Raw genomic sequence first — 24,543 nt, 5'->3', positions numbered from 1 at the left:
GCTGCGGGTTCGTTGTGGTTGCTCGCGCCGTTCCCCGCGCCCCTGGGGTCCGTGCGTGGGTCGGGGCCGCGGGCCGGTGCGTCAGCCCGTCGCAGGCCGGGCATACGGCCCTGGCCTGGTACACGGTCCTGGTTTCCTGAGACCGAACCTAAGCGACGGGCATACGACGCACCGGCCCACGGCCCCTCCCGCCGGTGGGCAAGTGACGGGTCCGTTGTGGCGGACGGCTCCAGAGACGCGCCCTATAGGGGCGCGGGGAACTGCGCGAGCAACCACAACGGCCCCGCAGCCGATAATGCCGACATGGATGAGAGATCGGCGCAACATCGTTGGGAGCGGCGCACTCAGCGCCCGCTGATGGGGATGGCGATGGTGTTCGCCGCCGCCTACGCCGTGCCGATCGTCTGGCCCGACGCCAGGCAGGCCGTGATGAAAGCGTGCGAGGTCGTGGAGTGGGTGGTGTGGGGAGCCTTCTCCCTCGACTACCTCGTACGGCTTGTACTGGCCGAGCGGCGCGGCGAGTTCGTACGGACGCACTGGCTCGACCTGTGCGCCGTACTGCTACCGCTGATCCAGCCGCTGCGGCTGCTCAGGGTCGTGGCCACGGTGCTGCTCGTCGGGCAGCGGGCCAGGATGGCCACGCAGATCCGGCTCACGACGTACGTCGCGGGTGCCGTGGTGGCGTTGATGATGTTCGGCTCGCTCGCCGTGCTGTCCGTCGAACGGGAGTCGCCGGACGGCAACATCAAGACGATGGGTGACGCGGTGTGGTGGTCGTTCACCACGATGACGACCGTCGGATACGGCGACCACGCGCCGACGACCGGCCTCGGCCGCATGATCGCGGTCGGGCTGATGCTCTCCGGAATCGCCCTGCTCGGTGTCGTCACCGCCAATATCGCGGCCTGGTTCATCGCCCGCTTCGAGTCGGACGACGTGGAGGAGCGCCGGCAGACGGCCGCGATCGAGGCCCTCGCGGAGGAGGTACGGGCGCTGCGCGCCCAGGTCGCCGCGTTGTCCGAATCCCCGGCAACGCTCCCCGGGAAGGGCCGTACACAGGATCGCGTATAGGGCCATACGCAGGTAACCGCCCCGCGCCCCGGACGGAGCGCGGGGCTCCCTCACGTCCCGCGGATCAGAACATTCCGGTCGCGGGAGTCCCTGCCCCGGCGAGCCAGACGATCGCCAGGACCGTGTCGATCGTGCCCAGCACCACGGCGATCAGTGCCGGTACCGGGCGGGCGCCGCTCCAGCTGCGTCCCATGGCGAGCCAGCCGCAGGCGATCGCCACCGGGCCGAGAATGATGCCCAGTACGAAGAAGCCGGCGACCGCGCAGACGGCTCCGATGATTCCGAGCGTCGCGCGATCCGGCCCACTCCGTGACCACGTCCGGCTACGTGAGCGGGGGTGCTTGCGCGTGGTGTGTCCGAAGCCCGCCATCATCAACTCCCAGGACTTTTGCTGCCGGTTCGGGCTCGATGCGGCGAGTACCCTGGTTCGTCACCCTCAGTCCCGTTGAATCCACAGCCCCGTTGAATCCGCGGCGCGCCATCCCCCTCCGGCGGCGCGCCGCGGCCTGGCCCGACTGCCGTGGCGTACGGATCAGTTGAACCACTCTGGCCGCCGATAAGGCCCGTACGAAAGTCGTACGGACACCTGTCACCCTGATAGGCGAATGCCCCGCCGGGCGGACCCGACGGGGCGTCAGTCACGGCGGACGGTTGCCTAGATGTGCCCCGCCCCCGGCCCCGCGGCGTCTGCGTTGGCGCCGCGCTTGGTGAGGAAGGCGACGAGGACCGCGACGGCGGCGACCCCGGCGGCGACCAGGCTGGCCAGGCTCATGCCGGAGATGAACGTGTCGTGGGCGACGTCCGTGATCTTCTCGGCGATCGGGGCCGGAGTGTCCGGCGGCACCGGCGCGGCGCCGACCTGGACCGCCTCGGAGGCCTGGTGGAGCTGGGCCTCGGAGAGCGGCGGAAGCTTGGCGTCCGCCCAGTTGCCCGCGAGGTCGTTGTCGACCTTGGAGGCCATCACGGCGCCGAGAACCGCCGTACCGAGACTGCCGCCGATCTGCATGGCCGCCTGCTGGAGACCGCCGGCGACACCGGAGAGCTCCATCGGCGCGTTACCCACGATGACTTCGGTCGCGCCGACCATGACGGGCGCGAGCCCGAGGCCGAGGAGGGCGAACCAGATCGACATGACGCCGCTGCTCGTGCCCTTCTCCAGCGTCGACATGCCGTACATGGCGATGGCCGTGCACGCCATGCCGCCCGCGAGCGGGATGCGCGGCCCCACCTTGGTGATCATGGCGCCCGCGAGAGGCGAGCCGACAATCATCATGCCGGTGAGCGGCAGCAGGTGCAGGCCCGCGTCGATGGGACTCATGCCGTGCACGTTCTGCAGGTAGAAGGTGACGAAGAAGAGGCCGCCCATGAAGGCGATGGCCATCAGGACCATCAGGACGACACCCGCCGAGAGCGGTACGGAACGGAACAGGGCCAGCGGAATCAGCGGTTCCTTGACCCTCGTCTCCCAGAACGCGAACAGGGCGAAGCCGAGCACGGAGATGCCCAGGAACGCCCAGGTCATACCGTCGCCCCAGCCCCACTCCGGGGCCTTGATGAGCGCCCAGACCAGGCAGAACATGGCGCCGGACAACAGCCCGATGCCGAGCACGTCGAAGGAGCGCGGCGCGTTCTCGGCGCGGTGGTCGGTGAGGATCGCCACTCCGAGGACGACGGCCAGGATGCCGACGGGGACGTTGATGAAGAAGACGGACTGCCAGTTGACGTTCTCGACGAGTACGCCGCCGAGGATCGGGCCGCCCGCGGTGGAGGCGCCGATCACCATGCCCCAGATACCGATGGCCATGTTCAGCTTCTCGGCGGGGAAGGTGGCCCGCAGCAGTCCGAGCGCGGCCGGCATCAGCAGCGCGCCGAACAGGCCCTGGAAGACGCGGAACGTGATCACCATGGCGATGGAGCTGGACATCCCGATGACGCCCGAGGCCGCCGCGAAGCCCACGACGCCTATGAGGAAGGTCTGCCGGTGTCCGAACCGGTCGCCGAGCTTGCCCGCCGTGATCAGCGTGACGGCGAGCGCGAGGAAGTACGCGTTGGTGATCCACTGGACGTCGGCGAAGGTGGCGCCCAGGTCTGTGGCGATGGCCGGGTTGGCGATGGCCACGATGGTGCCGTCGAGGGCCACCATCATGACGCCCACGGCCACGGTGATGAGGGTCAACCAGGGGTGGCCGCGAAGCCCCCGGTCCGGTGTCCGGTCCGACGGGACGACTGGCGTCTTGTCCCCCGAGCCCGTCGTGTCGACAGTGGTCTGACTAGTCATGCGTTCGAGGCTAATGACAGCCACTGACACTTGACAAACCAATTCACAAGTCGGTAACTGTCACGTCACTCACGGATAGGGTGAGCTGGACAAAAAGGCCTGGGAGCAGACAAGGCTTCGTGCGATCAGTCCGGAAGGGAGGGCCCATGGACACGCTGCCCCGACCCGGGCTGCGCGAGCGCAAGAAGCAGCGGACCCGGGACGCGCTGGTGCGGGCCGCCCTGGAGCTGTTCACGAGCAAGGGGTACGAGCAGACGACCGTCGACGAGATCGCCGAAGCCGTCGATGTGTCACAGCGCACGTTCTTCCGTTACTTCGCGGGCAAGGAGGAGGCCGCGTTCGCCGTCCTGGAGATGACGGAGGCGCACTTCCTCGACCTGGTGCGCGAACGCCCGCCCCACGAGAGCCCGTTGGAAGCGCTCCGCCGGGCCGTCCTGGAGAACTGGGACACCCTGAACGAGACCGTCGAGAGCGTCATCCCGGTCGAACTGCACATGCGCACCTTCCAGCTGATCGAGTCGACGCCCGCCCTGCTCGCCGTCCATCTGCGCCGCACCGCGGAGTTGGAGGAGAAGCTCGCGCGACTGATCGCCGAGCGTGAGGGCCTGGACGTGGACACGGATCCGCGACCGCGGGTGGCGGTGGCCGTGTTCAGCGGCGTGATGCAGGTGACCGGGCGGCTGTGGAGCACGGGCGAGGACCTCAGCGTCGAGGCGATTCGCGCGCTGACCACCACTTATCTCGACCAGGTGGGGCCCGCGTTGACCAAGGGCTGGAACATACAAGGCGAAACGGGCAACGACCCGGCGTGACGCTTCAGCTCCCATACACAGCGTGACGCTTTAACTCCCACTGAGCCCGGATTGCCCCAATTACCCAGTGAGAAACGTGATCCCCCTCACTCGGTTAACGCGAGACCGTCTTGTTCTCTTAGTGTGTCCTCCCAGTGACTTCCTTCGACTCCCCTCCCCAACTCAACGTCTGGCGCGCTCTCCTCGCTCTGGCCGTCGTCTTCGTCATGCTGGCGACCACCGGCTGGACCGTCGTACGCAACCACAGAGCTGCGGCAACACCGCTCGCGGCCTCCCTCTCCGCCTGGGAACGCGGCGGCATCGGCGGACGTGAGCTGCCGGACCCGGACTCCGCGCCGGCCCGCCTCGCCCGCTTCTTCGCCTCGCTCGACGTCCAGCAGCGCCACCGGCTCGCCGCCCGCTATCCGCTCGCTGTCGGCAATATGAACGGGGCGCCGGTGAAACTCCGATACCGCGCCAACCGCATCGCACTCGACGAGGCACGCAGGACCGAGCTGAAACGCATGCACGACGAACGGCTCTCGCCCGCGGGTCAGCACGAGGCGGGCCGCCGTATGCATCGTTACGAGGACCTGCTGCACAAGGACCGTCAAGTCCTCGCCTTCGACCCGCTGGGCGCGGGCCGGATCGCCGAGGTCTTCGGAGACCTGGGCAAGGCACAGCGCGTCTCAGTCGTCGTTCCGGGCGTCGACACCGACCTACTGAACTTCCAGCGCACCGACCGCGAGTTCTCCGCGCCCGTCGGCATGGCGAGGTCGCTGTACCTGGAGGAGCGCGCGGCGAGCCCGAGTACGCGTACGGCCGTGATCGCCTGGGCCGACTACACGGCGCCCAGCGGACTCGGTATGGACGCGGCCACCGGCGTACGCGCCGAGGAGGGCGCGGTCCGGCTCAACACGCTCGTACGGACGCTGCCCGGCCGCTCGCCGATCGCGCTGTACTGCCACAGCTACGGCTCCGTGGTGTGCGGCGTCGCCGCGGACACGCTGCCGTCCCGGGTCTCCGACATCGCGGTCGCGGGCAGCCCCGGGATGCGGGTCGCGAACGCCGGGCAGCTGCACACCTCCGCGCGGGTGTGGGCCACGCGGGACTCCGACGACTGGATCCAGGACGTGCCGTACATGGAGGTCGGCTGGCTCGGTCACGGGGCCGATCCGGTGTCCTCGGGGTTCGGGGCGCGGGTGCTGTCCGCATGGGGCGCGAAGGGCCACGGCGGCTATTTCGAGCCGGGTACGGAGAGCCTGCGCAACTTCGCCGAGATCGGCGTTGGCGCGTACCGCGCGGTGAGCTGCGCACACGAGGATGACGTGTGCCAGAAGGGTTTGTCCGACATGGCTGAAGCCGGACGCGCGTAGAGGACGAAGAAACCGCGGTTCGCACGGGGAGGGGACGAGGAAGCGCATGGCGCATACGATGGCCCGCATGGGTGACGTACTGGCCGGATTGCATGCCGCCTGGGAGTTCGAGTCCGACTCCGTGCTCATCCGCTTCGAACGGGGGATCCGTACGCCGAAGCTGTTCCAGGCGCTCGGCGAGCGCCGTATCCCCATCGAGGCGATCGCAGCGGTGACGCTGACCCCCGGCAGGCGCGGGACTGTCGTCCTGCGCGCCGAACCGAGACCGGGCGCGGACCCGCTGATGGAGGCGGCGGCGGGACAACTCAAGGAAGCATGCGATCCCTACCGTCTGGTGCTCCCCGGCGATCGCGAGACGCTCGCCGAGTACTACGCCGACGAGCTGCGGGCCCAACTCGTCCCCGACGACGCTGCCGTGGCGGAGCGCTATCTGGTGGACCCGCCCGAGGCGCCGCTGCAGTTCAAGGCGTACGACGGGAAGGCGTCCTTCGACGGCAAGTCGGTGTCCTTCCGGTGGTTCTGGACAGGCGCCTCGTCCGCCAAGTGGAAGGCGGGCGACCAGAGTTTCGCGGTCTCGGAGCTGAGCGGCGTCGAGTGGCGCTCGCCCGAGGTCTTCGAGGGCCATCTGCGGCTGCTGCACCGCGAACCGTCCTCCGTCAGTCAGCCCGCGCAGGCCGACCAGGACCCGGCGGCGGTCGTCTTCGGCCTCGGTTACGGGCCCGTGCACGAGTCGCTGCCCTTCGCGGCCTCGGTCCTCGCGGCGGTACGCGCGGCCGGGCCCCCGGCGAAGGGTGACGGCGCCGCGTCCGTCCGGCACCGCGACCCCGCGGACATCGCCGACCGGATCCGGCACCTCGGGGAGCTGCATCAGGCGGGGCTGGTGACGGACGAGGAGTTCACGTCGAAGAAGGCGGAGTTGCTGGCGGAGCTTTGACGGGCTGTGCTGTGGCTCGTCGTGGCTTCACCCCTCGTGAGGTGACTCGTCGTGGGGTGACTCGTCGTCATACCGCTCGTACCTGGGTATGAGGTGCGGTTGGGCTCTCAGGTAGGACGCGGCGGTGGGATCTTCGCGCCTACGCTGATCAGGCCATGAGCAATGCAGCGACTCCTCCCGGCCAGGAGCCCCGCGCACCGGCCGAAGAGCGGTCAGGGCACGGGGTACGGCACCGTGCGCTTGCCGCCGCCCGGCGCAGGCTGGGCGGCGCACGGGACAGACTGCGCTCGGCCGGGCCCTCGCTGCGTGAGGCCGCGGCGGCCTTCGTCCCGCCCAGCGGTGCGGCCGAGCCTCTCCTCGCGCAGGCGCCCAAGCGCTGGATGCGGCGGCTGCCGTACGTGATCGTGCTGGGCTTCGCCGCCGTCCTGGTCCCAGTCACGGCCCAGGTACTGGGAACCGACTACGGGGTGAACGACGGTCTCTCCGGTGCGCTCGGCTTCGCCCAGGCCGCACCTCTGCTGCTGGCCGTGAGCCGCCCGCTGACCGCGTGGTGGATCGTCTTCGTGGCGGACGTCATCGGGTCGTTCGTGGTGCTGAACCACGACGACGGCCAGCCGTCTCCCTTCACGCCCATGGTCATCGTGGGCTATCTGGTGCTGTGCCTGGCGCTCTCCCTGCGCGAGCCGCGCCGCACCGTGATCGGCGTGTGGGCGGCCACCGTGGCCGCGAGCCTCGTGCTGGGTGCGCTGCGGTCCGTGAACAGCCAGGACACCAGCGTGCTGATGATCGTCCTCAGCGGTGCCGCACTGCTGCTCGGCACCCTGCTGCGCGAGCGCGGTGAGACCCAGCAGCGGCTCGTCGAGCAGGAGACGATCAGCGAGGCCGAGCGCGCCCGGCGCACGCTGTTGGAGGAACGGGCCCGTATCGCAAGGGAGTTGCACGATGTGGTGGCGCACCACATGACGGTGATCTCGGTCCAGGCGGACTCGGCGCCGTACCGGCTCTCCGGCGTCTCCGACGACGTACGGGGGGAGTTCGAGTCGATAGCCGTCGGCGCCCGGGACTCGCTGGGCGAGATGCGGCGGCTTCTCGAGGTGCTGCGCAGTGAGGACGCGCGGGACGAGCGGGCCCCTCAGCCGGGCCTGGACAAACTGCGCCAGCTCGTCGAGGCGACCAGACGCGGCGGTGTCCCGGTCGAACTGTCGCTGCCGAAGCCGGTTCTCGAGAAGGACGAGCAGGAGTGGTCGAAGGTGTCACCGACCGTGGACCTGTCCGCGTACCGCATCGTGCAGGAGGCCCTGTCGAATGTGGTGCGGCACGCCCCCGGTGCCCCCACCCAGGTGTCGCTGTCCACCGACGGCCGACATCTGACGGTGCTGGTCGTCAACGGGCCCGCGGCGAAGCCGGTTTCGGGGCTGGAGTCGAGCGGCACCGGGCACGGGCTGGTCGGCATGGGCGAGCGCGTCCGGCTGGTCGGCGGCACGCTGGATGTCGGACCGCTGCCCGATGGCGGGTTCCGGGTGGCGGCCCGGCTGCCGGTGGCCGAGCCCTCGTCGTCCGCGGAGGAGCCCGCATCGTCCGCGGGGAAACCCATTGCCCCCATGGCGCCCGTCGATCCCGTAGAGGAGCCCGGCGCTTCATGACCATCCGTGTGATCATCGTCGACGACCAGGCCATGGTCCGCGCCGGTTTCGCGGCCCTGTTGGCAGCGCAGAGCGATATCGACGTGGTGGGCGAGGCGGCGGACGGCAGAAAGGGCGTCGAGCTGGCCCGTGGCACGCGCCCCGACGTCGTCCTCATGGACGTACGGATGCCGGAGATGGACGGCCTGGCCGCGGCGCGCGTACTGCTGGACCCACAGGAGGACCACAAGGACTACGTGGACCACGAGGACGCCGTGAGCCGGCCGAAGGTGCTGATGCTCACCACCTTCGACGCGGACGACTACGTCTACGAGGCGCTGCGCGCCGGAGCCTCCGGGTTCCTTCTCAAGGACGCGCCACCCGCCGATCTGATCGCGGCGGTGCGCGTGGTGGCCGCCGGGGACGCGTTGCTCGCCCCGAAGGTGACGCGCCGTCTGATCGCCGACTTCGCGCAGCAGCGTCCCGCCCCGCGCAGGAGACCCGCCGTTCAGCTGGAGGGCCTGACGCCGCGTGAGACGGAGGTGCTGGAGCTGGTCGCCCGTGGGCTGTCCAACCAGGAGATAGCGGACCACCTGGTGCTGGCCGAGCAGACGGTGAAGACCCACATCGGCCGCGTACTGGCGAAGCTGGACCTCCGCGACCGCGCGCAGGCCGTGATCTTCGCCTATGAGTCGGGGCTGGTCACGCCCGGCGACCGGTAGGGCCGTCGGGACGTGACCAGCGGGTTCACCGCCGGTTCGGGCTCACTCCCGGCCGGCGGAGGTGAACGTCATGTCGGCGTACCGGTTTCCGGCCACCTTGGAGGCGATCGGCTCCAGCAGGGCCATGTCCTCCTCGCCGAGGACGATGCGGGTGGCCGCCACGTTCTCCTCGATGCGGCTGCGCTTGCGGGTGCCCGGGATCGGTACGACCGGCAGCCCGTGCATGGCCGCCTGCTGCTGCACCCACGCCAGCGCGATCTGCCCGAGCGAGGCGCTGTGGGAGTCGGCGACCGCCCGTATCGGCTCAAGGAGGGCGACGTTCGCGGCCGCGTTCTCGCCCGTGAAGCGGGGCTGCATACGGCGGAAGTCGTCGGCCGTCAGGTCCTTCTCGGCGTTGGCGAAGGAGCCCGTGAGGAAGCCGCGGCCCAGCGGCGAGTACGGCACCAGGGCCACGCCCAGCTCACGGGCGGCCGGTACGACACCGGCCTCGATGTCGCGGCTGAACAACGACCACTCCGACTGCACGGCCGCGATCGGATGCACGGCCTGCGCCGCACGCAGCTCGCCGCCCGTGACCTCGCTCAGCCCCAGGTGCTTGACCTTGCCCTCGCGCACCAGCTCGGCCATGACGCCGACGGTCTCCTCGATGGGGACGTTCGGGTCGCGGCGGTGCATGTAGTAGAGGTCGATCACGTCGACGTCCAGGCGCTTCAGGCTCGCCTCCACGGCCTGGCGGATGTACGGCGGATCATTGCGGATGATGCGCTTCGTCGGCTCGTCCGGCGAGATGGCCAGGGCGAACTTCGTCGCGATGACGACCTCGTCGCGGTGGGCCTTGAAGAACGGGGAGAGGAACTTCTCGTTCTCGCCCTGGCCGTAGACATCGGCCGTGTCGTAGTGCGTCACGCCCAGTTCCAGCGCGCGCTCCAGGGTGGCCCGTGCCTCGTCGGCGTCCGTCGGGCCGTACGCGAAGCTCATCCCCATGCAGCCGAGGCCCTGTACACCGACCTCGGGGCCGCCCGTGCCGAGTTCCACCTTCGCGATCTTGCTGTCCGTCATCAGGACCTCTCCGACGCCAGGGCACGCCCGGCGTCCGCGTAGAAATTGATCTTGCGGTCGAGTACCGCGAGCGTGTCCTGCAGTTCGGCGATCCGGGACAGGACGTCCTGTCGGGTCGCCTTCAGGAGTTCGAAGCGGTCGCCATAGGTGTGGTCGCCCTCGCGCACCAGCTCCGCGTACCGCACCATGTCCGCGACCGGCATGCCGGTCAGCCGGAGCTTGCCGACGAGGTCGAGCCAGTCCAGGTCGCGGTTGCTGTAGCGGCGCTGCCCGGTGTGCGAGCGGTCGATGTGCGGCATCAGCCCGATGCGCTCGTACCAGCGCAGGGTGTGCGCCGTCAGACCGGTGAAGGCGACGACCTCGCTGATCGTGTACGTGTCCTGTCCGTCCGGGCGTCGGTCGACCTGCCGCGGGCCGGCGCAACTGTCGGTCCCTGTAGCCGTGGTGTGCGTGGTCTCCATCACCGTCATGGCCCCAACGCTAGAACCTTGGAGCGCACTCCAAGCAAGCGGAATCCGGTGAAATTCCGGCGACGCGGCCAGGCCTCGCTGACTACCGTGCGGCTCATGAGTCTTGTACGCCGTGCGGTGCCCGAGGACGCGGAGGAAGTGCTCCGGCTGCGTCAGGTGATGATCGACTCGGTCTTCGCCGTGGACAGTTCGACCGAGTGGCATGCGCAGTCCCTGCCGACGGTACGCACCAAACTCGCCGACGACGAAGGGGACTTCGCGGCGTTCGTCGTCGACCACCCCGACCGGCCGGGCGCGCTCGCGGCGCTCGTCGCCGGGACCATCGAGTACCGGATCGGGCGGGCGGGCAATCCGCACGGGTGCGTGGGATACGCCTTCAGCGTGGCCACCAACCCGGACGTACGGCGCCGGGGGTACGCGCGCGCATGCATGGAGAGCCTCCTCGACTGGTTCCGCGAGAAGGGCGCAACCCAGGTCGATCTGAACGCGTCCGCCGAGGCCGAGCCGCTGTACGCGTCGATGGGCTTCGTCCGCAAGCCCGACCCCTCGATGCGGCTGACGCTCTGAGCCGCATAACCTCGTACACATGTCCCTGCAGAACCTGGCGTTGATCGAGAACTGGCCGGTGTCCACCGCCGCGGCGGCCGTCGTACGAGCGGACGGCACCGTCCTCGGCTCGTACGGCCCGACCGGGCACCGCTTCCCGCTGGCCTCGGTCACCAAACCGCTCGCCGCGTACGCCGTGCTGGTCGCGTACGAGGAGGGGGCCGTCGACCTGGACGAACCGGCAGGACCGCCCGGCTCCACGGTCCGTCATCTGCTCGCCCACACCTCCGGACTGGCCTTCGACGAGCACCGGGTGACGTCCGCGCCCGGGGAGCGGCGGCTGTACTCCAACGCCGGGTTCGAGACGCTGGGAGATCATGTCGCGAAGGCGGCGGACATCCCGTTCGCGGAGTACGCGCGGCAGGCGGTCCTTGAGCCGCTGGGGATGACGTCGACCGCGCTCGACGGCTCGCCCGCCAAGGACGGCGTCTCGACCGTCGACGACCTGGTCCGCTTCGCGGCCGAGGTGCAGGCCCCGCGACTCCTCGACCCACGGACGGTCGCCGAGGCGATGACGGTCCAGTACCCCGGCACGAAGGGCGTCCTGCCCGGGTACGGCCACCAGAACCCCAACGACTGGGGCCTGGGCTTCGAGATCCGCGACTCCAAGTCCCCCCACTGGACGGGCAGTTCGTCCTCCCCCCGCACCTTCGGCCACTTCGGCCAGTCGGGTACGTTCTTGTGGATCGACCCGGACGCGGGGATCGCCTGCGCGGCTCTCACGGACCGGGCGTTCGGGCCGTGGGCGATCGAGGCGTGGACGCCGTTCACGGACGCGGTGCTGGCCGAGCTCAAGAGCGGTGGTTGAGGCTCCGGTTGAGGCGGTGGCCGATCCGTTCGGCTACTCTCCCCCGTGCACACACGCCGCACAGTTATCGGGGGAGAACAATGGGCGAGGTTCAACGGGGCGGAAAATTCCGCCCGTTGGAGGCCGGCGACCCAAAGATCGTGGCGAGCTACCGGCTCGCGGCACGGCTCGGCTCGGGCGGCATGGGCACCGTGTATCTGTCGTACACGCCGGGCGGGCACCCGATCGCGCTGAAGACGATCCGGCCCGAGCTGAGCGAGGACCCCGAGTTCCGCCGCAGGTTCCGGCAGGAGGTCCAGGCCGCCCAGCGCGTGCAGGGCCTCTACACGGCACCGGTCATCGACTACGACACCGAGGGCACGCAGCCGTGGCTGGCCACCGCCTATGTGCCCGGCCCGTCCCTGCACTCCGCGGTCGCCGAGCACGGCTCGCTGCCGGTGTCCTCCGTCCTGCTGCTGCTCGCGGGGGTGGCGGAGGCGTTGAAGGTCATCCACGCGGCGGGCATCGTCCATCGCGACCTGAAGCCCTCCAACGTGCTGCTCGCCGCCGACGGTCCCCGGGTCATCGACTTCGGCATCGCGCGCGCCGCCGACGCCACCGCCCTGACAGGCACCGGCGTCTCCATCGGCACCCCGGCGTTCATGTCGCCGGAGCAGGCGGCCGGGAAGCCGGTCACGCCCGCGTCGGACGTCTTCGCGCTCGGCCAGGTGGCCGTGTACGCGGCGCGCGGCACCGGAGCCTACGGGGACGGACCCTCGCACGCCGTGCTGTACCGGATTGTCCACGAACAGCCGGACCTCTCCGGCATCCCGGAGGAACTCGGGTTCATCGCGCGCTGCCTGGCGAAGAATCCGGACGACCGGCCCTCGCCCGCCGAGGTCATCTCCCTGTGCCAGGACGCGTCACCCACTCAGCTGCGCCAGTCGGGCTCCTGGCTGCCGGACCCGATCGGCGCCGACATCACGCAGCGGACCTCGGCGTCGGCGGAGCTGCTGGCCGCGCGGAACAAGACGCCGGAGGCACCGACCGCGGCGCCCCCGCCCGTACCGCCCACCGCGCCGGTGACCCAGCCGGACGCACCGGCCGCCGGCCCCGCCACACCGCCGGTGCACGCCGCGCCGACCGTCCACGCCGGCCCGGTCACGCCGCCTCCGCCCATGCCCGCCCCGCAACCGCCGGTGTACACGCAGCCGCCGTACACACAGCAGCCCATGCACCAGGCGCCGTATCCCCAGCAGCACGGCTGGCACCAGCAGCCACAGCCGCACCCATACCCGCTCCCGCCGCCTAAGAACAACGTCGGCAAGTGGATCGGCGTCGGCGTCGCGGTGGTCGCTTCCCTGATATGGGTCGGGGGTTGCGCGTCCATCCTGAAGGACTTGGGTGACTCGTCGGACGACGCCTCGAGCAGCTCCGGCGGTAGCTCCGGTTCCAGCAGCCCGAAGGCGCTGCCCGACCCCAAGCCGGTCAGCTACCCGGGCGTGAACATCCCCAAGGGCTACTACGTCCGGTTCGCCGACTCCCCGCTCAAGCCGCTGTCGGCGGAGGACGCCTCGAACGCTGCCTTCGCCGACAACAGCGACCTGTACTACGACAGAACCTGGTACGTCTCCGACGACGGCTCCCCCGTGCTCGGCAGCAGCAGCGAGAAGGTCGTCCTCCTCAACAACGCGCAGAAGGGCTCCCTCACCACCTGCCGGAACGAAACCCGGTACACCAAGGACGTCTCGCTCGCCCAGATCTCGGAGGGCTCCCAGCTGTGTGTGCACACCGCGTCCGGCCACATCGCCCTGGTCACCTACCGGGGTTCGGCTCCCAGTGGCGACCCCAGCGACTACGTCGCGGTGGACATCACCGTGTGGCGCAACGCGGAGGAGCCCAGCACCGAGAACTGAGCCCCCGTCACCCCGACAACTCCCAGATCAGCACCTCGGCCGGGACGGACCCGGCGACCAGCTCCAGCCCCTTCTCCTCCTCGGCCCGCACCGCGTCCCCGGGCCCCAGCTCATGGGGCCCGACCCGGACGGCACCCCGTACGACGTGCAGATACGTGCGCGGCGCGTCCGGTATGGCGGTCCGCTCCCCCACCGCCCCCAGCCGCCGCACGTGCAGCATCGCCCCGGCTTCCGGAACCGCGTACGGGGTGGAGTCGGCGATGCCGTGCACGATCTCGTACGCCGGGTCACCGCCGGGGTCCAAGGGCGCCAGCCACATCTGCACGAAGGTCAACGGCTCGGCGCCGTCGTTGCGCTCCACGTGCCGTACACCGCCCGCCGAGCTGAGCCGCTGCACATCCCCGGGCCTGACCACCGACTCGTGGCCCGCCGAGTCGCGGTGCGTGAGCTCGCCCGAGACGACCCAGGTCACGATCTCCGTGTGGCTGTGCGGGTGCTCGTCGAAACCTGCGCCGGGCGCGAGCCGCTCCTCGTTGCAGGCGATGACCGCGCCGAAACGGAGGTTGTCGGGGTCGTAGTGGGGTCCGAAGGAGAAGGCGTGCAGGGATTCGATCCCGACCGCCGGGTCGCCTCCGCGGTAGCGCTCAGCAGAGCGCCGTATGTCCATCACGGGCCCACGGTAGACCCGCGGCCGCCCTCATCCGAGACCCGCCGCCGCACACTCCCGTCCGGATAAGGCAGTCTTGTCCCGTGCCCGAACCCGAATCCCACGCCACCAAAGCCGCTGCCCGCGCCGCCCACGCGCACGCCGCGACCCTGAAGCGGCTGGAGAAGTCCTCCGGAAGTCTCGCCGCGCAGGCCATCGCGCGCATGGACGAGACGCTGCCGTGGTACCGGGCGATGCCCCCGGAGAACCGGTCGTGGATCGGGCTTGTCGCCCAGGCCGGTATCGCCGCCTTCACCGAGTGGTTCCGGCATCCGGACGCCCCGCAGGCCATCTCCACCGATGTCTTCGGCACCGCGCCCCGCGAGCTGACCAGGGCGATCACGCTGCGCCAGACCGTGGAGATGGTGCGTACGACCATCGAGGTCATGGAGTCCGCGATCGACGAGGTCGCGGCCCCCGGCGACGAGTCCATCCTGCGCGAGGCCCTCCTCGTGTACGCCCGCGAGATCGCCTTCGCCACCGCCCAGGTGTACGCACAGGCCGCCGAGGCACGCGGTGCCTGGGACGCCCGGCTTGAGTCACTGGTCGTCAACGCCGTGCTGTCCGGCGAGGCCGACGAGGGAGCCGTCAGCCGGGCCGCGGCCCTCGGCTGGAACTCCCCCGAGCATGTGTGCGTAGTGCTGGGCACGGCTCCCGACGGTGACAGCGAACTGACCGTCGAGGCCATCCGGCGGGCCGCCCGGCATGCCAAGCTCCAGGTCCTCACCGGAGTGCTCGGCGACCGGCTCGTCGTGATCGCCGGTGGCAGTGACGATCCGCTGGGGGTCGCCAAGTCGCTGATCGGGCCGTATGCGGCGGGACCGGTGGTGGCGGGGCCCGTCGTGCCCGATCTGCTGGCCGCGACCCGGTCCGCGCAGGCCGCCGCCGCCGGGCTCAAGGCGTGTTTCGCCTGGCAGGACGCCCCGCGGCCGGTACTGGCGGACGATCTGCTGCCGGAGCGCGCGATCGCCGGCGACCCCGCGGCGCGCGACCAACTGGTGGAGGAGATCTACAGACCACTGGAGGAGGCGGGGTCCGCTCTCCTGGAGACCCTGAGCGTCTACCTGGAACAGGCGAGCAGTCTGGAGGGCGCCGCCAGGATGCTCTTCGTTCACCCGAACACCGTGCGCTACCGGCTTCGACGTGTGACTGACGTCACCGGTTGGTCACCCTCCGATGTACGATCCGCCTTCACACTCCGGATCGCGCTGATCCTGGGGCGTCTGGCCGATGGAGATCCCCAGCTCTAGGCTTTTGTCGGGGCTCCACAAAACCCCCTGCTGTTCTTCGTCCCTGTCCCCACGGGCGGCGCTGGCCGTCCACAAGAGAGAGTGTGAGAGTGCTCGTACTCGTCGCTCCCGGCCAGGGCGCCCAGACGCCTGGCTTCCTAACTCCTTGGCTCGAACTCCCCGGCGCCGCCGACCGTCTCGGCACGTGGTCGGACGCCATCGGCCTCGACCTTGCCCACTACGGAACGCAGGCCGACGCGGACGCGATCCGCGACACGGCGGTGGCGCAGCCGCTGCTCGTCGCGGCCGGACTCCTGTCGGCGTCCGCGCTCGGCGAGGTGGCACCGAGTGCCGTCGCGGGGCACAGCGTCGGCGAGATCACGGCCGCCGCCTTCGCGGGCGTCCTGGACGACACGGCCGCCCTGGAACTCGTACGCAAGCGCGGTCTGGCCATGGCCGAGGCCGCCGCGATCACGCAGACCGGTATGTCGGCGCTGCTCGGCGGTGACCCCGAGACGACGATCCCGCACCTGGAGAAGCTCGGCCTGACCCCGGCGAACGTGAACGGCGCCGGCCAGATCGTCGCCGCCGGCACGATGGAGGAGCTGGCGGCTCTGGAGGCCGACAAGCCGGAGGGCGTACGACGCGTCGTGGCCCTCAAGGTCGCGGGCGCCTTCCACACGCACCACATGGCCCCCGCGGTCGCGAGCCTGGAGCAGGCCGCGGCGGAGCTGACCCCGGCCGACCCGAAGATCACGTACGTCTCGAACAAGGACGGCCAGGCCGTCGCGACCGGCCGCGAGGTGCTGTCCCGTCTGGTCGGCCAAGTCGCCAACCCCGTTCGCTGGGACCTGTGCATGGAGACCTTCAAGGAGCTGGGCGTGACCGCGCTCGTCGAGGTGTGCCCCGGCGGCACGCTGACCGGTCTCGCCAAGCGCGCCCTGCCCGGCGTGCAGACGCTGGCGCTCAAGACCCCTGACGACCTCGACGCTGCTCGCGAGCTCATCGCCGAGCACGCTGGCTGACAAGGAGCCCGAGAGCATGTCGAAGATCAGGCCCAGCAAGGGCGCCCCGTACGCCCGGATCATGGGCGTGGGCGGTTACCGTCCCACCCGGGTCGTGCCGAACGAGGTGATTCTCGAGACGATCGACTCCTCCGACGAGTGGATCCGCTCGCGCTCCGGCATCGAGACCCGTCACTGGGCCTCCGACGAGGAGACCGTCGCCGCGATGTCCATCGAGGCCTCCGGCAAGGCGATCGCCGACTCCGGGATCACGGCCGAGCAGATCGGCGCGGTGGTCGTCTCGACCGTCTCGCACTTCAGCCAGACTCCGGCTGTCGCCACCGAGATCGCCGACAAGCTCGGCACGAACAAGGCCGCCGCCTTCGACATCTCGGCGGGCTGCGCGGGCTTCGGCTACGGCCTGACCCTCGCCAAGGGCATGGTCGTCGAGGGTTCGGCGGAGTACGTACTTGTCATCGGCGTCGAGCGCCTGTCCGACCTCACCGACCTGGAGGACCGGGCGACGGCCTTCCTGTTCGGTGACGGCGCGGGCGCGGTCGTCGTCGGCCCCTCCCAGGAGCCGCACATCGGCCCGACCGTCTGGGGCTCCGAGGGCGACAAGGCCGACACGATCAAGCAGACCGTGCCGTGGGACCGTTACCGCATTGGCGACGTCTCCCAACTGCCCCTGGACTCCAAGGGCGAGATCAAGTTCCCTGCGATCACGCAGGAGGGCCAGGCGGTGTTCCGCTGGGCCGTGTTCGAGATGGCGAAGGTCGCTCAGCAGGCGCTGGACGCGGCCGGAATCACCGCGGACGACCTGGACGTCTTCATTCCCCACCAGGCCAACGAGCGGATCATCGACTCGATGGTGAAGACACTCAAGCTGCCGGAGCACGTCACGGTCGCGCGTGACGTGCGCACCACCGGCAACACCTCGGCCGCCTCGATCCCGCTCGCAATGGAGCGGCTCCTGGCGGCCGGCGAGGCGAAGAGCGGCGACACCGCGCTCGTCATCGGCTTCGGGGCGGGTCTCGTGTACGCCGCGACGGTCGTTACCCTCCCCTAGGCACCCCGTGCCAGGTCCCCCTCGGGCCCGGTACGGACAGCAACACCTGCCGCTGACGCGGCGGGCGCCACACCCTCTGGATATCTACGAAGGAGCGCCTCACATGGCCGCCACTCAGGAAGAGATCGTCGCCGGTCTCGCCGACATCGTGAACGAGATCGCCGGGATCCCGGTTGAGGACGTCCAGCTGGACAAGTCCTTCACCGACGACCTGGACGTCGACTCGCTGTCCATGGTCGAGGTCGTCGTCGCCGCCGAAGAGCGCTTCGACGTCAAGATCCCGGACGACGACGTCAAGAACCTCAAGACGGTCGGCGACGCCACCGAGTACATCCTCAAGCACCAGGGCTGAGCAGGCCGCTCGGCCCGGGCGCTGAAAGGCCCCGCCACCCGGCGGTGGCGCCGCTGATCCTCGTAAACGTTGGAGAAAGAATTCCCGTGAGCTCGACCAATCGCACCGTGGTCGTCACCGGTATCGGCGCAACCACACCGCTGGGTGGCGACGCAGCCTCGACTTGGGAGGGTCTGGTCGCCGGTCGTTCCGGCGTCAAGGCCCTGGAGCAGGAGTGGGCCGCCGAGCAGGCGGTCCGTATCGCGGCCCCGGTCGCCGTGGAACCGTCCGAGGTCATCCCCCGGCCGCAGGCCCGCCGCCTCGACCGCTCGGCGCAGTTCGCACTGATCGCGGCCAAGGAGGCCTGGGCGGACGCCGGTTACACCGACAAGGCAGGCGAGGGCGCGGACGTCGACCCGAACAGGCTGGGCGCGGTCATCGCCTCCGGCATCGGCGGCGTCACCACCCTCCTCGACCAGTACGACGTACTGAAGGAGAAGGGCGTACGCCGCGTCTCCCCGCACACCGTCCCGATGCTGATGCCGAATGGCCCGTCCGCCAACGTGGGTCTCCTCGTGGGCGCCCGCGCCGGTGTGCACACCCCGGTCTCCGCCTGCGCGTCGGGCGCCGAGGCCATCGGCTACGGGATCGAGATGATCCGCACCGGCCGTGCCGACGTGGTCGTCGCCGGTGGTACGGAGGCGGCGATCCACCCGCTGCCCATCGCCGCGTTCGGCAACATGATGGCGATGTCCAAGAACAACGACGACCCGCAGGGTGCCTCGCGCCCCTACGACATGGCGCGCGACGGCTTCGTCCTTGGGGAAGGTGCGGGCGTCGTCGTCCTGGAGTCCGCCGAGCACGCCGCGAGGCGCGGTGCCCGCGTCTACGCGGAGGCGGTCGGCCAGGGCATCTCCGCCGACAGCCACGACATCGTGCAGCCGGAGCCCGAGGGCCTCGGCATCTCGCACGCCCTGCAGAACCTGCTCGACAACACCGACCTCAACCCGGCCGAGATCGTGCATGTGAACGCGCACGCCACCTCGACCCCGGCCGGCGACGTCGCCGAGCTGAAGGCGCTGCGCAAGGTCTTCGGCGACGACACCGACCACTTCGCGGTCTCCGGCACCAAGTCGATGACGGGTCACCTCCTCGGTGGCGCGGGCGGCGTGGAGACGGTCGCGACGGTGCTCGCCCTGTACCACCGGGTGGCCCCGCCCACCATCAACATCGACAACATCGACCCGGAGGCCGAGGCCAACGCCGACGTCGTCCGCGGCGAGGCCCGCAAGCTCCCCGTGGAGGGCCGCATCGCCGCGCTGAACGACTCGTTCGGCTTCGGCGGACACAACGTGGTACTGGCGTTCCGAACCGTCTGATCGGCTGATTCCAGCCGCCGGAGAGCGATTTCCGGTCGTACGCGGTGTGATGTGCGTCTACGCGAGAAGGGCCCCACCGTCCGGTGGGGCCCTTCTCGCGTGTATGACCGCGTGTGTGACGAGGACGCAGGTGACGAGCGATCAGACGACTTGGTGCAGCCAGCGCACCGGAGCACCCTCGCCCGCGTACCGGAAGGGCTCCAGCTCGTCGTCCCAGGGCTTGCCGAGGAGCTTGGTGAGTTCGGACTCCAGCTCGGTCTCGCCGCTCTGGGAGCGGACGAGGGCGGCGCGCAGCCGGTCCTCGGGGATCAGGATGTCGCCGTGGATGCCGGTGACGGCGTGGAAGATACCCAGGTCAGGGGTGCAGCTGTAGCGCTCGCCCTCGGCTGTGGCGGACGGCTCGGCGGTGACCTCGAAGCGCAGCATCTGCCAGCCGCGCAGTGCCGAGGCCAGTTTGGAGGCGGTGCCGGCCTCGCCCTGCCAGGAGAACTCGGATCTCCACGTGCCCGGCGCCGCGGGCTGCCGGATCCAGTCGAGGTTGACGCGTGTACCGAGCACGCCCGCGACTGCCCATTCGACGTGTGGGCACAGCGCGCGCGGCGCGGAGTGCACGTAGAGAACTCCACGTGTCGTCACTGGGACCTCCGGGCAGAGCGGGACATCTTGTAACTTGGCGGAACCTCCGTGGCAGGGCAGCCACGTGGCGAGGCTACCGTGCGAGGGCGCAAGGAGTGTGACGTACCGTCGGTCCCAGCGCCCCGAAACACCGAGGTTTCACCCGGCGGGACGCGCGTACGAGCCCCGGCCGGGTCCCGGGGGGGGTGTCCCCCGGGAAAACACAGCTACCCGGCGGGACGCGCGTTCGGAGTCCCGGCGAGGGTCCGGATCGCGACGTAGCCGCAAATGGATTACGCGTCCTCCGGAAAAACACAGTTACCCGGAGGACGCCAGAACGACGGGTTACCGTTGCACGACTAGCGAGGAGATCCGGGAATGCGTAGACGTGGCTACCGATCACGTGCCGTTGCCGCCACAGCGGCAGCGGCACTTCTGGGCATCGTGGGGACGGCCGGCTGCGACGCGGTCGGCGGCAACGAAGCTGCCCCCACCGGTAGTACCTCGCGGTCGAAGCCGTCCACGGAACCCACCACCTGGGACCTCAGCCCGAACTCGATCGCCGCGGTCGGCGACTCCATCACGCGCGCCTTCGACGCCTGCGAGGCGCTGTCCGACTGCCCCAAGGTCTCATGGGCGACCGGCACCGACGCGAAGGTCGACAGCCTCGCGCTGCGGCTGCTCGGGAAGTCCGGGGCCGCCCAGCGGAGCTGGAACTACGCGAAGACCGGCGCCCAGATGGCCGAGCTGGACGACCAGCTGGCTCAGGCAGCGACGAGGAAGCCGGAACTGGTGACGGTGCTGGCCGGTGCCAATGACGCCTGCCAGCCGACGGTGGCCGCCATGACATCGGTGCCGGAGTTCCGCGCCCAGTTCGAGGACGCGATGAACACGCTGCGCGAGGCGTCGCCCAAGACCCAGGTGTTCGTGGCGAGCGTGCCCGATCTGAAGCGGCTGTGGTCGATCGGCCGGACCAACGAGCTCAGCAAGGAGCTGTGGAAGCTGGGCATCTGCCCCTCGATGCTGGCGGACCCGGACGCCCTGGACGCGGCGGCGACGTCGCGGCGCGACAGGGTGCAGGACCGGGTCAAGGAGTACAACGCCGTACTGGAAGACGTGTGCGAGAAGGACAAGCTGTGCCGCTTCGACGGCGGGGCCGTCTACAAGTACCGGTTCGACGCCGCGCAGTTGAGCACCGTGGACTGGTTCCACCCGAGCACGAGCGGCCAGAAACTGCTGGCGGAGATGGCGTATCGCGTGGTGACGGCGCCGAAGCCGGCCGACTTGAAACTGCCGACCGGCTGACGGACGCGGCGCGCGCAGGGGCCCGCAAGGGCCCCTCCACCGTCACACGTCGATCGTCGTCGTGACCCGAAGGTCCGCGATCGACCGCCCCGCCTCCACCTCGTACGAATCCTTCACGAACGCCCATGAGTTCGCGGTCTCGTCCCAGATCTCGAAGGCCCGGCGCGGAAGTTCGACAGCGACCTCGACGCTCTCACCGGGCCCGGCCTCGACGCCCGCGAACCCGGCGAGCCACCTCACCGGCCGCTCGGCGTCGGCCTCCGTCGGCGCAAGGTAGACTTGGACGACCTCGTGGCCCGTGCGCGTACCGGAGTTGGTGACGCGGACCGTGGCCGTGGTGCCCTCGACCTTGACCGACTCGTACGTCCAGTCGGTGTAGCCGAGGCCGTGGCCGAAGGCGTACGAGGGGGTCCTGCTCTCCTTCTGCCAGGCGCGGTAGCCGATGAACACGCCCTCGGTGTAAGGGAGTTCACCGTCCGTCGGAACCACCTGGGTGACGGGGGCGTCCGTCAGCGAGCCCCAGGTGGTAGGCAGCCGGCCGCCCGGTTCGTACGCGCCGGTGAGCACGTCCGCGAGCGCGGCGCCGCCTTCCTGGCCCGGGAACCAGTCGAGCAGTACGGCGGCGACCTCGTCGCGCCAGGGAAGTTCCACCGGAGAGCCGGAGTTGACGACCACGACGGTGTTCGGGTTGGCGGCGGCGACCGCGCGGACGAGGTCGTCCTGGCGGCCGGGGAGCCGCAGGTCCTTCCGGTCGAAGCCCTCCGACTCGACGCGCTCGGTGGTGGCGACCACGACGACGGCGGTGTCGGCGGCGCGGGCGGCTTCGACCGCCTCCGCGATCAGTTCGTCGGGGGCGCGCTGCGGCTCCTGGTGGGCGAGGGTGAAGGCGATGGCCTTCATGGTGCCGCTGTCGGGTATGGCCGGGACGTAGGTGAGAGACACCTCCACCGGCTCGCCCGCCCGCAGTTCGGCCTCGGCGCGCGGCACCGGAGGCGCGAAGAAGGCCTCGAACGGGCCGTCGTCCTCGCCGGGGAGCTGGGGCCCGTCGAAGTGGGTGGTGCCGTCCACCTTCAGCGTGAACTCGCCCAGGCCCCGGACGCCGAACGTGTGCGAGCCGTCCTCCCGCGGGGTGAAGGTGCCGGTCAGCTCGACGCTGTGCAGGGTGTCGTAGGTGACGCCCTCGGGGAGGTCGTTGCCCATCCACTGGAGGTGGCCGCTGGGGGTGGAGGCGGTGCCGATGACGTTGCCGTCGGCGTCCCGGCAGACGGCGCGCAGCTCGAACCCCTTGTCGGCGGCGGCGAGTTCCTCGTTCGGGTCGGCGCCGACCGCGTACGTCAGGCTGCCCTGGGGCAGGGCGGCGGTGAGTCCGTCGAGCGGCGAGACGATCCGGGCGGGAAAGACGACGGCGGACCCGCCGCCGAGGACGCGGGCGTCGCGGGCGGCGGCGCCGATCAGGGCGACCTTGTGCCCTTCGGGCAGCGGAAGGGCGCCTTCATTGCGCACGAGGACGAAGGAGCGGCGGGCGATCTCGCGGGCCAGGGCCTCGCCGTCGACGGTCTCGGGCAGCTCGGTCACAACGGCCTCGGCGCCCTCCAGGATGCCGACGCGAGCGGCGAGCCGCAGCACGTTCCGTACCGCCGTGTCGATCTTGGCCTCCGCGACCAGCCCGTCCCGTACGGCCTGCGCGAGCGCGTCGCCGTACACGGTCTGAGGGCCGGGCATCGCGATGTCCAGACCACCCTCGATGGCCGCGGTGGTCGACCGGGCGGCCGTCCAGTCGGAGACGTTGATGCCGTCGAAACCCCACTCCCCGCGCAGGACTTCGTCGACCAGTCGGCGGTGCTCGGTCATCGTCGTGCCGTTGACCGAGTTGTAGGCGGTCATGACGCCCCAGGGACGGGCGTCGGCGACGATGGCCTCGAAGGGGGCCAAGTAGAGCTCGCGCAGGGCGCGTTCGGAGACCACGTTGTTCACCGTGAAGCGGTCGGTCTCGGCGTCGTTCGCGACGAAGTGCTTGACGGTGGTGCCGACGCCGCCCTCCTGCACACCGGCGACGTACCCGGTTCCGATCCGCCCCGTCAGATACGGGTCCTCGCTGTACGCCTCGAAGTGGCGCCCTCCGAGCGGCGACCGCTGGAGGTTGACGGTGGGCGCGAGAAGGACGTGCACGCCCTTGCGGCGGGCTTCCTGGGCCAGCAACACCCCTGCCCTGCGGGCGAGTTCGGGGTCCCAAGTGGCGGCGAGCGCGGTCGGGGACGGCAGCGCGACGGACGGGTCGTCGGCGGTCCAGCGCACGCCTCGTACGCCGATCGGGCCGTCGGACATGACCAGGGACGGCAGGTCGATCTCGGGCAGCGCGGGCAGCGACCAGGTGTCCTGCCCGGCGAGCAACCGCGCCTTCGCGTCCAGGTCGAGCCTGCCGAGCGCGGCTTCGACCACGGCCTCGCGTGCCTGGTCGGCCGGGTGGTTGCCGTGGTTGCCCTGGTTGCCCTGCGTGCCCGCCATGACGGTGCCTCCTCGTTGACGTCCGGTCCGTCCGTCCATCGTGCACGCGTAACCAGTAGATAGGTAGGTATCGTTATCTTGCAGTTACATGAACCTTCACGTACGTCGTGGGCATGTCGTACGGTGGCCGTATGACGACGACCAGGGCAATCAGGGGCGCCGAGCGGCGCGCGGAGATTCTCCGGGCCGCCCTGGAGGTGATCGCCGAGCGCGGCTACCGGGGGGCGAGCCTGGGTGCGGTCGCCGAGCGGGTGGGGCTCACCCAGCAGGGGCTGCTGCACTACTTCCCGACGAAGGAGGCCATGCTCGTCGCCGTCCTGGAGGAGCGCGACCAGTGGGACGCGATGCCGGACTCCCAGTGGCGGCTCGACCTGCTCGCCTCACTCGTCGACTACAACGCGATGCGCCCCGGCATCGTGCAGACCTTCTCCGCACTGCTCGGCGAGAGCGTCACGGAGGAGCATCCGGCACGCGAGTTCTTCACCGGCCGGTACGAGGCCGTGCGCGCGAACATGGCCGGGGTGCTGCGCTGCGAGTACGGCGAGCGGCTGCCGAGCGGACTCACACCGGAGCGGGCGGCTCCCCTGCTCGTCGCGGTGATGGACGGCCTCCAGTACCAGTGGCTGCTGGCTCCGGAGGAGGTGGACATGCCCGGCGCGTTCCGGGACTTCCTCACGCTGCTTGGTGAGAAAGGGAGTTGACGCCGGAGGCTGGTGGGGTCGGCGACCGCGCCCCCCATGGCCTACGCCCCTTCCGTCACGCGATACT

The 24,543-nt window shown here is 70.2% G+C and carries 23 protein-coding genes; 16 read left to right on the top strand and 7 right to left on the bottom strand.

What is annotated here, in order from left to right; genetic code table 11:
- Positions 1 to 303: 303 nt before the first annotated feature.
- The gene (locus ACYVO6_RS42405; RefSeq protein WP_461071085.1) at positions 304 to 1,071 is read left to right on the top strand and encodes a potassium channel family protein; all 768 of its coding nucleotides are present in this window, start codon (positions 304 to 306) and stop codon (positions 1,069 to 1,071) included.
- A gap of 64 nt (positions 1,072 to 1,135) precedes the next feature.
- Here ACYVO6_RS42405 and ACYVO6_RS42400 read toward each other — a convergent pair whose 3' ends face one another.
- Entirely contained in the window at positions 1,136 to 1,444 is a 309-nt protein-coding gene (locus ACYVO6_RS42400) for a small hydrophobic protein (RefSeq protein WP_461071083.1), read from the bottom strand.
- Positions 1,445 to 1,726: 282 nt separating this feature from the next.
- On the bottom strand, positions 1,727 to 3,349 hold the full coding sequence (locus ACYVO6_RS42395; protein ID WP_461071081.1) for an MFS transporter: 1,623 nt from the start codon (positions 3,347 to 3,349) through the stop codon (positions 1,727 to 1,729).
- Positions 3,350 to 3,495: 146 nt separating this feature from the next.
- Here ACYVO6_RS42395 and ACYVO6_RS42390 point away from each other — a divergent pair, with 146 nt between their 5' ends.
- From ACYVO6_RS42390 to ACYVO6_RS42370, 5 genes are all read left to right on the top strand, one after another.
- Positions 3,496 to 4,161, top strand: a complete 666-nt coding sequence (locus ACYVO6_RS42390; protein WP_461071079.1) for a TetR/AcrR family transcriptional regulator — start codon at positions 3,496 to 3,498, stop codon at positions 4,159 to 4,161.
- Between the two features lie 134 nt (positions 4,162 to 4,295).
- The gene (locus ACYVO6_RS42385; RefSeq protein WP_461071077.1) at positions 4,296 to 5,516 is read left to right on the top strand and encodes an alpha/beta hydrolase; all 1,221 of its coding nucleotides are present in this window, start codon (positions 4,296 to 4,298) and stop codon (positions 5,514 to 5,516) included.
- Between the two features lie 67 nt (positions 5,517 to 5,583).
- A complete protein-coding gene (locus tag ACYVO6_RS42380) occupies positions 5,584 to 6,450 on the top strand; it encodes a DUF4429 domain-containing protein (protein WP_461071075.1) in 867 nt (288 codons plus the stop codon).
- Positions 6,451 to 6,605: 155 nt separating this feature from the next.
- Positions 6,606 to 8,093, top strand: coding sequence for a sensor histidine kinase (locus ACYVO6_RS42375; protein WP_461071073.1), 1,488 nt, complete (start codon positions 6,606 to 6,608; stop codon positions 8,091 to 8,093).
- Complete coding sequence (locus tag ACYVO6_RS42370; RefSeq protein WP_461071071.1) at positions 8,090 to 8,794, top strand: response regulator; 705 nt, start codon at positions 8,090 to 8,092, stop codon at positions 8,792 to 8,794. The genes ACYVO6_RS42375 and ACYVO6_RS42370 overlap by 4 nt, the downstream gene beginning before the upstream one ends.
- 42 nt (positions 8,795 to 8,836) lie before the next feature.
- On the opposite strand, the gene ACYVO6_RS42365 is transcribed toward ACYVO6_RS42370, so the two are convergent.
- Entirely contained in the window at positions 8,837 to 9,853 is a 1,017-nt protein-coding gene (locus ACYVO6_RS42365; protein ID WP_461071069.1) for an aldo/keto reductase, read from the bottom strand.
- Positions 9,853 to 10,323 carry a MerR family transcriptional regulator gene (locus ACYVO6_RS42360; RefSeq protein WP_461071067.1) on the bottom strand — a complete coding sequence of 157 codons (471 nt, stop codon included), beginning with the start codon at positions 10,321 to 10,323 and terminating at the stop codon, positions 9,853 to 9,855. The genes ACYVO6_RS42365 and ACYVO6_RS42360 overlap by 1 nt, the downstream gene beginning before the upstream one ends.
- A gap of 96 nt (positions 10,324 to 10,419) precedes the next feature.
- On the opposite strand from ACYVO6_RS42360, the gene ACYVO6_RS42355 reads away from it, so the two are divergent.
- The 3 genes from ACYVO6_RS42355 (at position 10,420) to ACYVO6_RS42345 (ending at position 13,632) form a co-directional block, all read left to right on the top strand.
- Complete coding sequence (locus ACYVO6_RS42355) at positions 10,420 to 10,890, top strand: GNAT family N-acetyltransferase (RefSeq protein WP_461071065.1); 471 nt, start codon at positions 10,420 to 10,422, stop codon at positions 10,888 to 10,890.
- Between the two features lie 19 nt (positions 10,891 to 10,909).
- Entirely contained in the window at positions 10,910 to 11,737 is an 828-nt protein-coding gene (locus ACYVO6_RS42350; protein WP_461071063.1) for a serine hydrolase domain-containing protein, read from the top strand.
- Positions 11,738 to 11,817: 80 nt separating this feature from the next.
- The gene (locus tag ACYVO6_RS42345; RefSeq protein WP_461071061.1) at positions 11,818 to 13,632 is read left to right on the top strand and encodes a serine/threonine-protein kinase; all 1,815 of its coding nucleotides are present in this window, start codon (positions 11,818 to 11,820) and stop codon (positions 13,630 to 13,632) included.
- A gap of 7 nt (positions 13,633 to 13,639) precedes the next feature.
- Here ACYVO6_RS42345 and ACYVO6_RS42340 read toward each other — a convergent pair whose 3' ends face one another.
- Positions 13,640 to 14,299 carry a pirin family protein gene (locus ACYVO6_RS42340; RefSeq protein ID WP_461071222.1) on the bottom strand — a complete coding sequence of 220 codons (660 nt, stop codon included), beginning with the start codon at positions 14,297 to 14,299 and terminating at the stop codon, positions 13,640 to 13,642.
- An 83-nt stretch (positions 14,300 to 14,382) separates the two neighbouring features.
- Here ACYVO6_RS42340 and fasR point away from each other — a divergent pair, with 83 nt between their 5' ends.
- From fasR to ACYVO6_RS42315, 5 genes are all read left to right on the top strand, one after another.
- Entirely contained in the window at positions 14,383 to 15,588 is a 1,206-nt protein-coding gene (gene fasR, locus ACYVO6_RS42335) for a fatty acid biosynthesis transcriptional regulator FasR (RefSeq protein ID WP_461071059.1), read from the top strand.
- A gap of 89 nt (positions 15,589 to 15,677) precedes the next feature.
- Positions 15,678 to 16,592 (top strand): ACP S-malonyltransferase, encoded by a 915-nt coding sequence (locus ACYVO6_RS42330; RefSeq protein WP_461071057.1) that lies wholly within the window; start codon positions 15,678 to 15,680, stop codon positions 16,590 to 16,592.
- Between the two features lie 16 nt (positions 16,593 to 16,608).
- On the top strand, positions 16,609 to 17,640 hold the full coding sequence (locus ACYVO6_RS42325) for a beta-ketoacyl-ACP synthase 3 (RefSeq protein WP_461071055.1): 1,032 nt from the start codon (positions 16,609 to 16,611) through the stop codon (positions 17,638 to 17,640).
- Between the two features lie 103 nt (positions 17,641 to 17,743).
- Positions 17,744 to 17,992: an acyl carrier protein gene (locus ACYVO6_RS42320; RefSeq protein WP_152775753.1), complete on the top strand. Its 249-nt coding sequence runs from the start codon at positions 17,744 to 17,746 to the stop codon at positions 17,990 to 17,992.
- A gap of 86 nt (positions 17,993 to 18,078) precedes the next feature.
- Positions 18,079 to 19,350, top strand: coding sequence for a beta-ketoacyl-[acyl-carrier-protein] synthase family protein (locus ACYVO6_RS42315; RefSeq protein ID WP_461071053.1), 1,272 nt, complete (start codon positions 18,079 to 18,081; stop codon positions 19,348 to 19,350).
- Between the two features lie 141 nt (positions 19,351 to 19,491).
- Here the strand turns inward: ACYVO6_RS42315 and ACYVO6_RS42310 are convergent, their stop codons facing one another.
- Positions 19,492 to 19,986, bottom strand: a complete 495-nt coding sequence (locus ACYVO6_RS42310; RefSeq protein WP_461071051.1) for a DUF3145 domain-containing protein — start codon at positions 19,984 to 19,986, stop codon at positions 19,492 to 19,494.
- A 357-nt stretch (positions 19,987 to 20,343) separates the two neighbouring features.
- On the opposite strand from ACYVO6_RS42310, the gene ACYVO6_RS42305 reads away from it, so the two are divergent.
- Positions 20,344 to 21,270, top strand: a complete 927-nt coding sequence (locus ACYVO6_RS42305) for an SGNH/GDSL hydrolase family protein (protein WP_461071049.1) — start codon at positions 20,344 to 20,346, stop codon at positions 21,268 to 21,270.
- A 42-nt stretch (positions 21,271 to 21,312) separates the two neighbouring features.
- Here the strand turns inward: ACYVO6_RS42305 and ACYVO6_RS42300 are convergent, their stop codons facing one another.
- The gene (locus ACYVO6_RS42300) at positions 21,313 to 23,775 is read right to left on the bottom strand and encodes a glycoside hydrolase family 3 protein (protein WP_461071047.1); all 2,463 of its coding nucleotides are present in this window, start codon (positions 23,773 to 23,775) and stop codon (positions 21,313 to 21,315) included.
- Positions 23,776 to 23,888: 113 nt separating this feature from the next.
- Between ACYVO6_RS42300 and ACYVO6_RS42295 the strand changes: the two genes are divergently transcribed.
- Positions 23,889 to 24,476, top strand: a complete 588-nt coding sequence (locus ACYVO6_RS42295; protein WP_461071045.1) for a TetR/AcrR family transcriptional regulator — start codon at positions 23,889 to 23,891, stop codon at positions 24,474 to 24,476.
- Positions 24,477 to 24,543 lie beyond the last annotated feature (67 nt).

Source organism: Streptomyces pseudoechinosporeus (genome assembly GCF_054783935.1).
The sequence above is the reverse complement of the archived record's forward strand: the minus strand, read 5'-3'. Positions and strand labels throughout refer to the sequence as shown.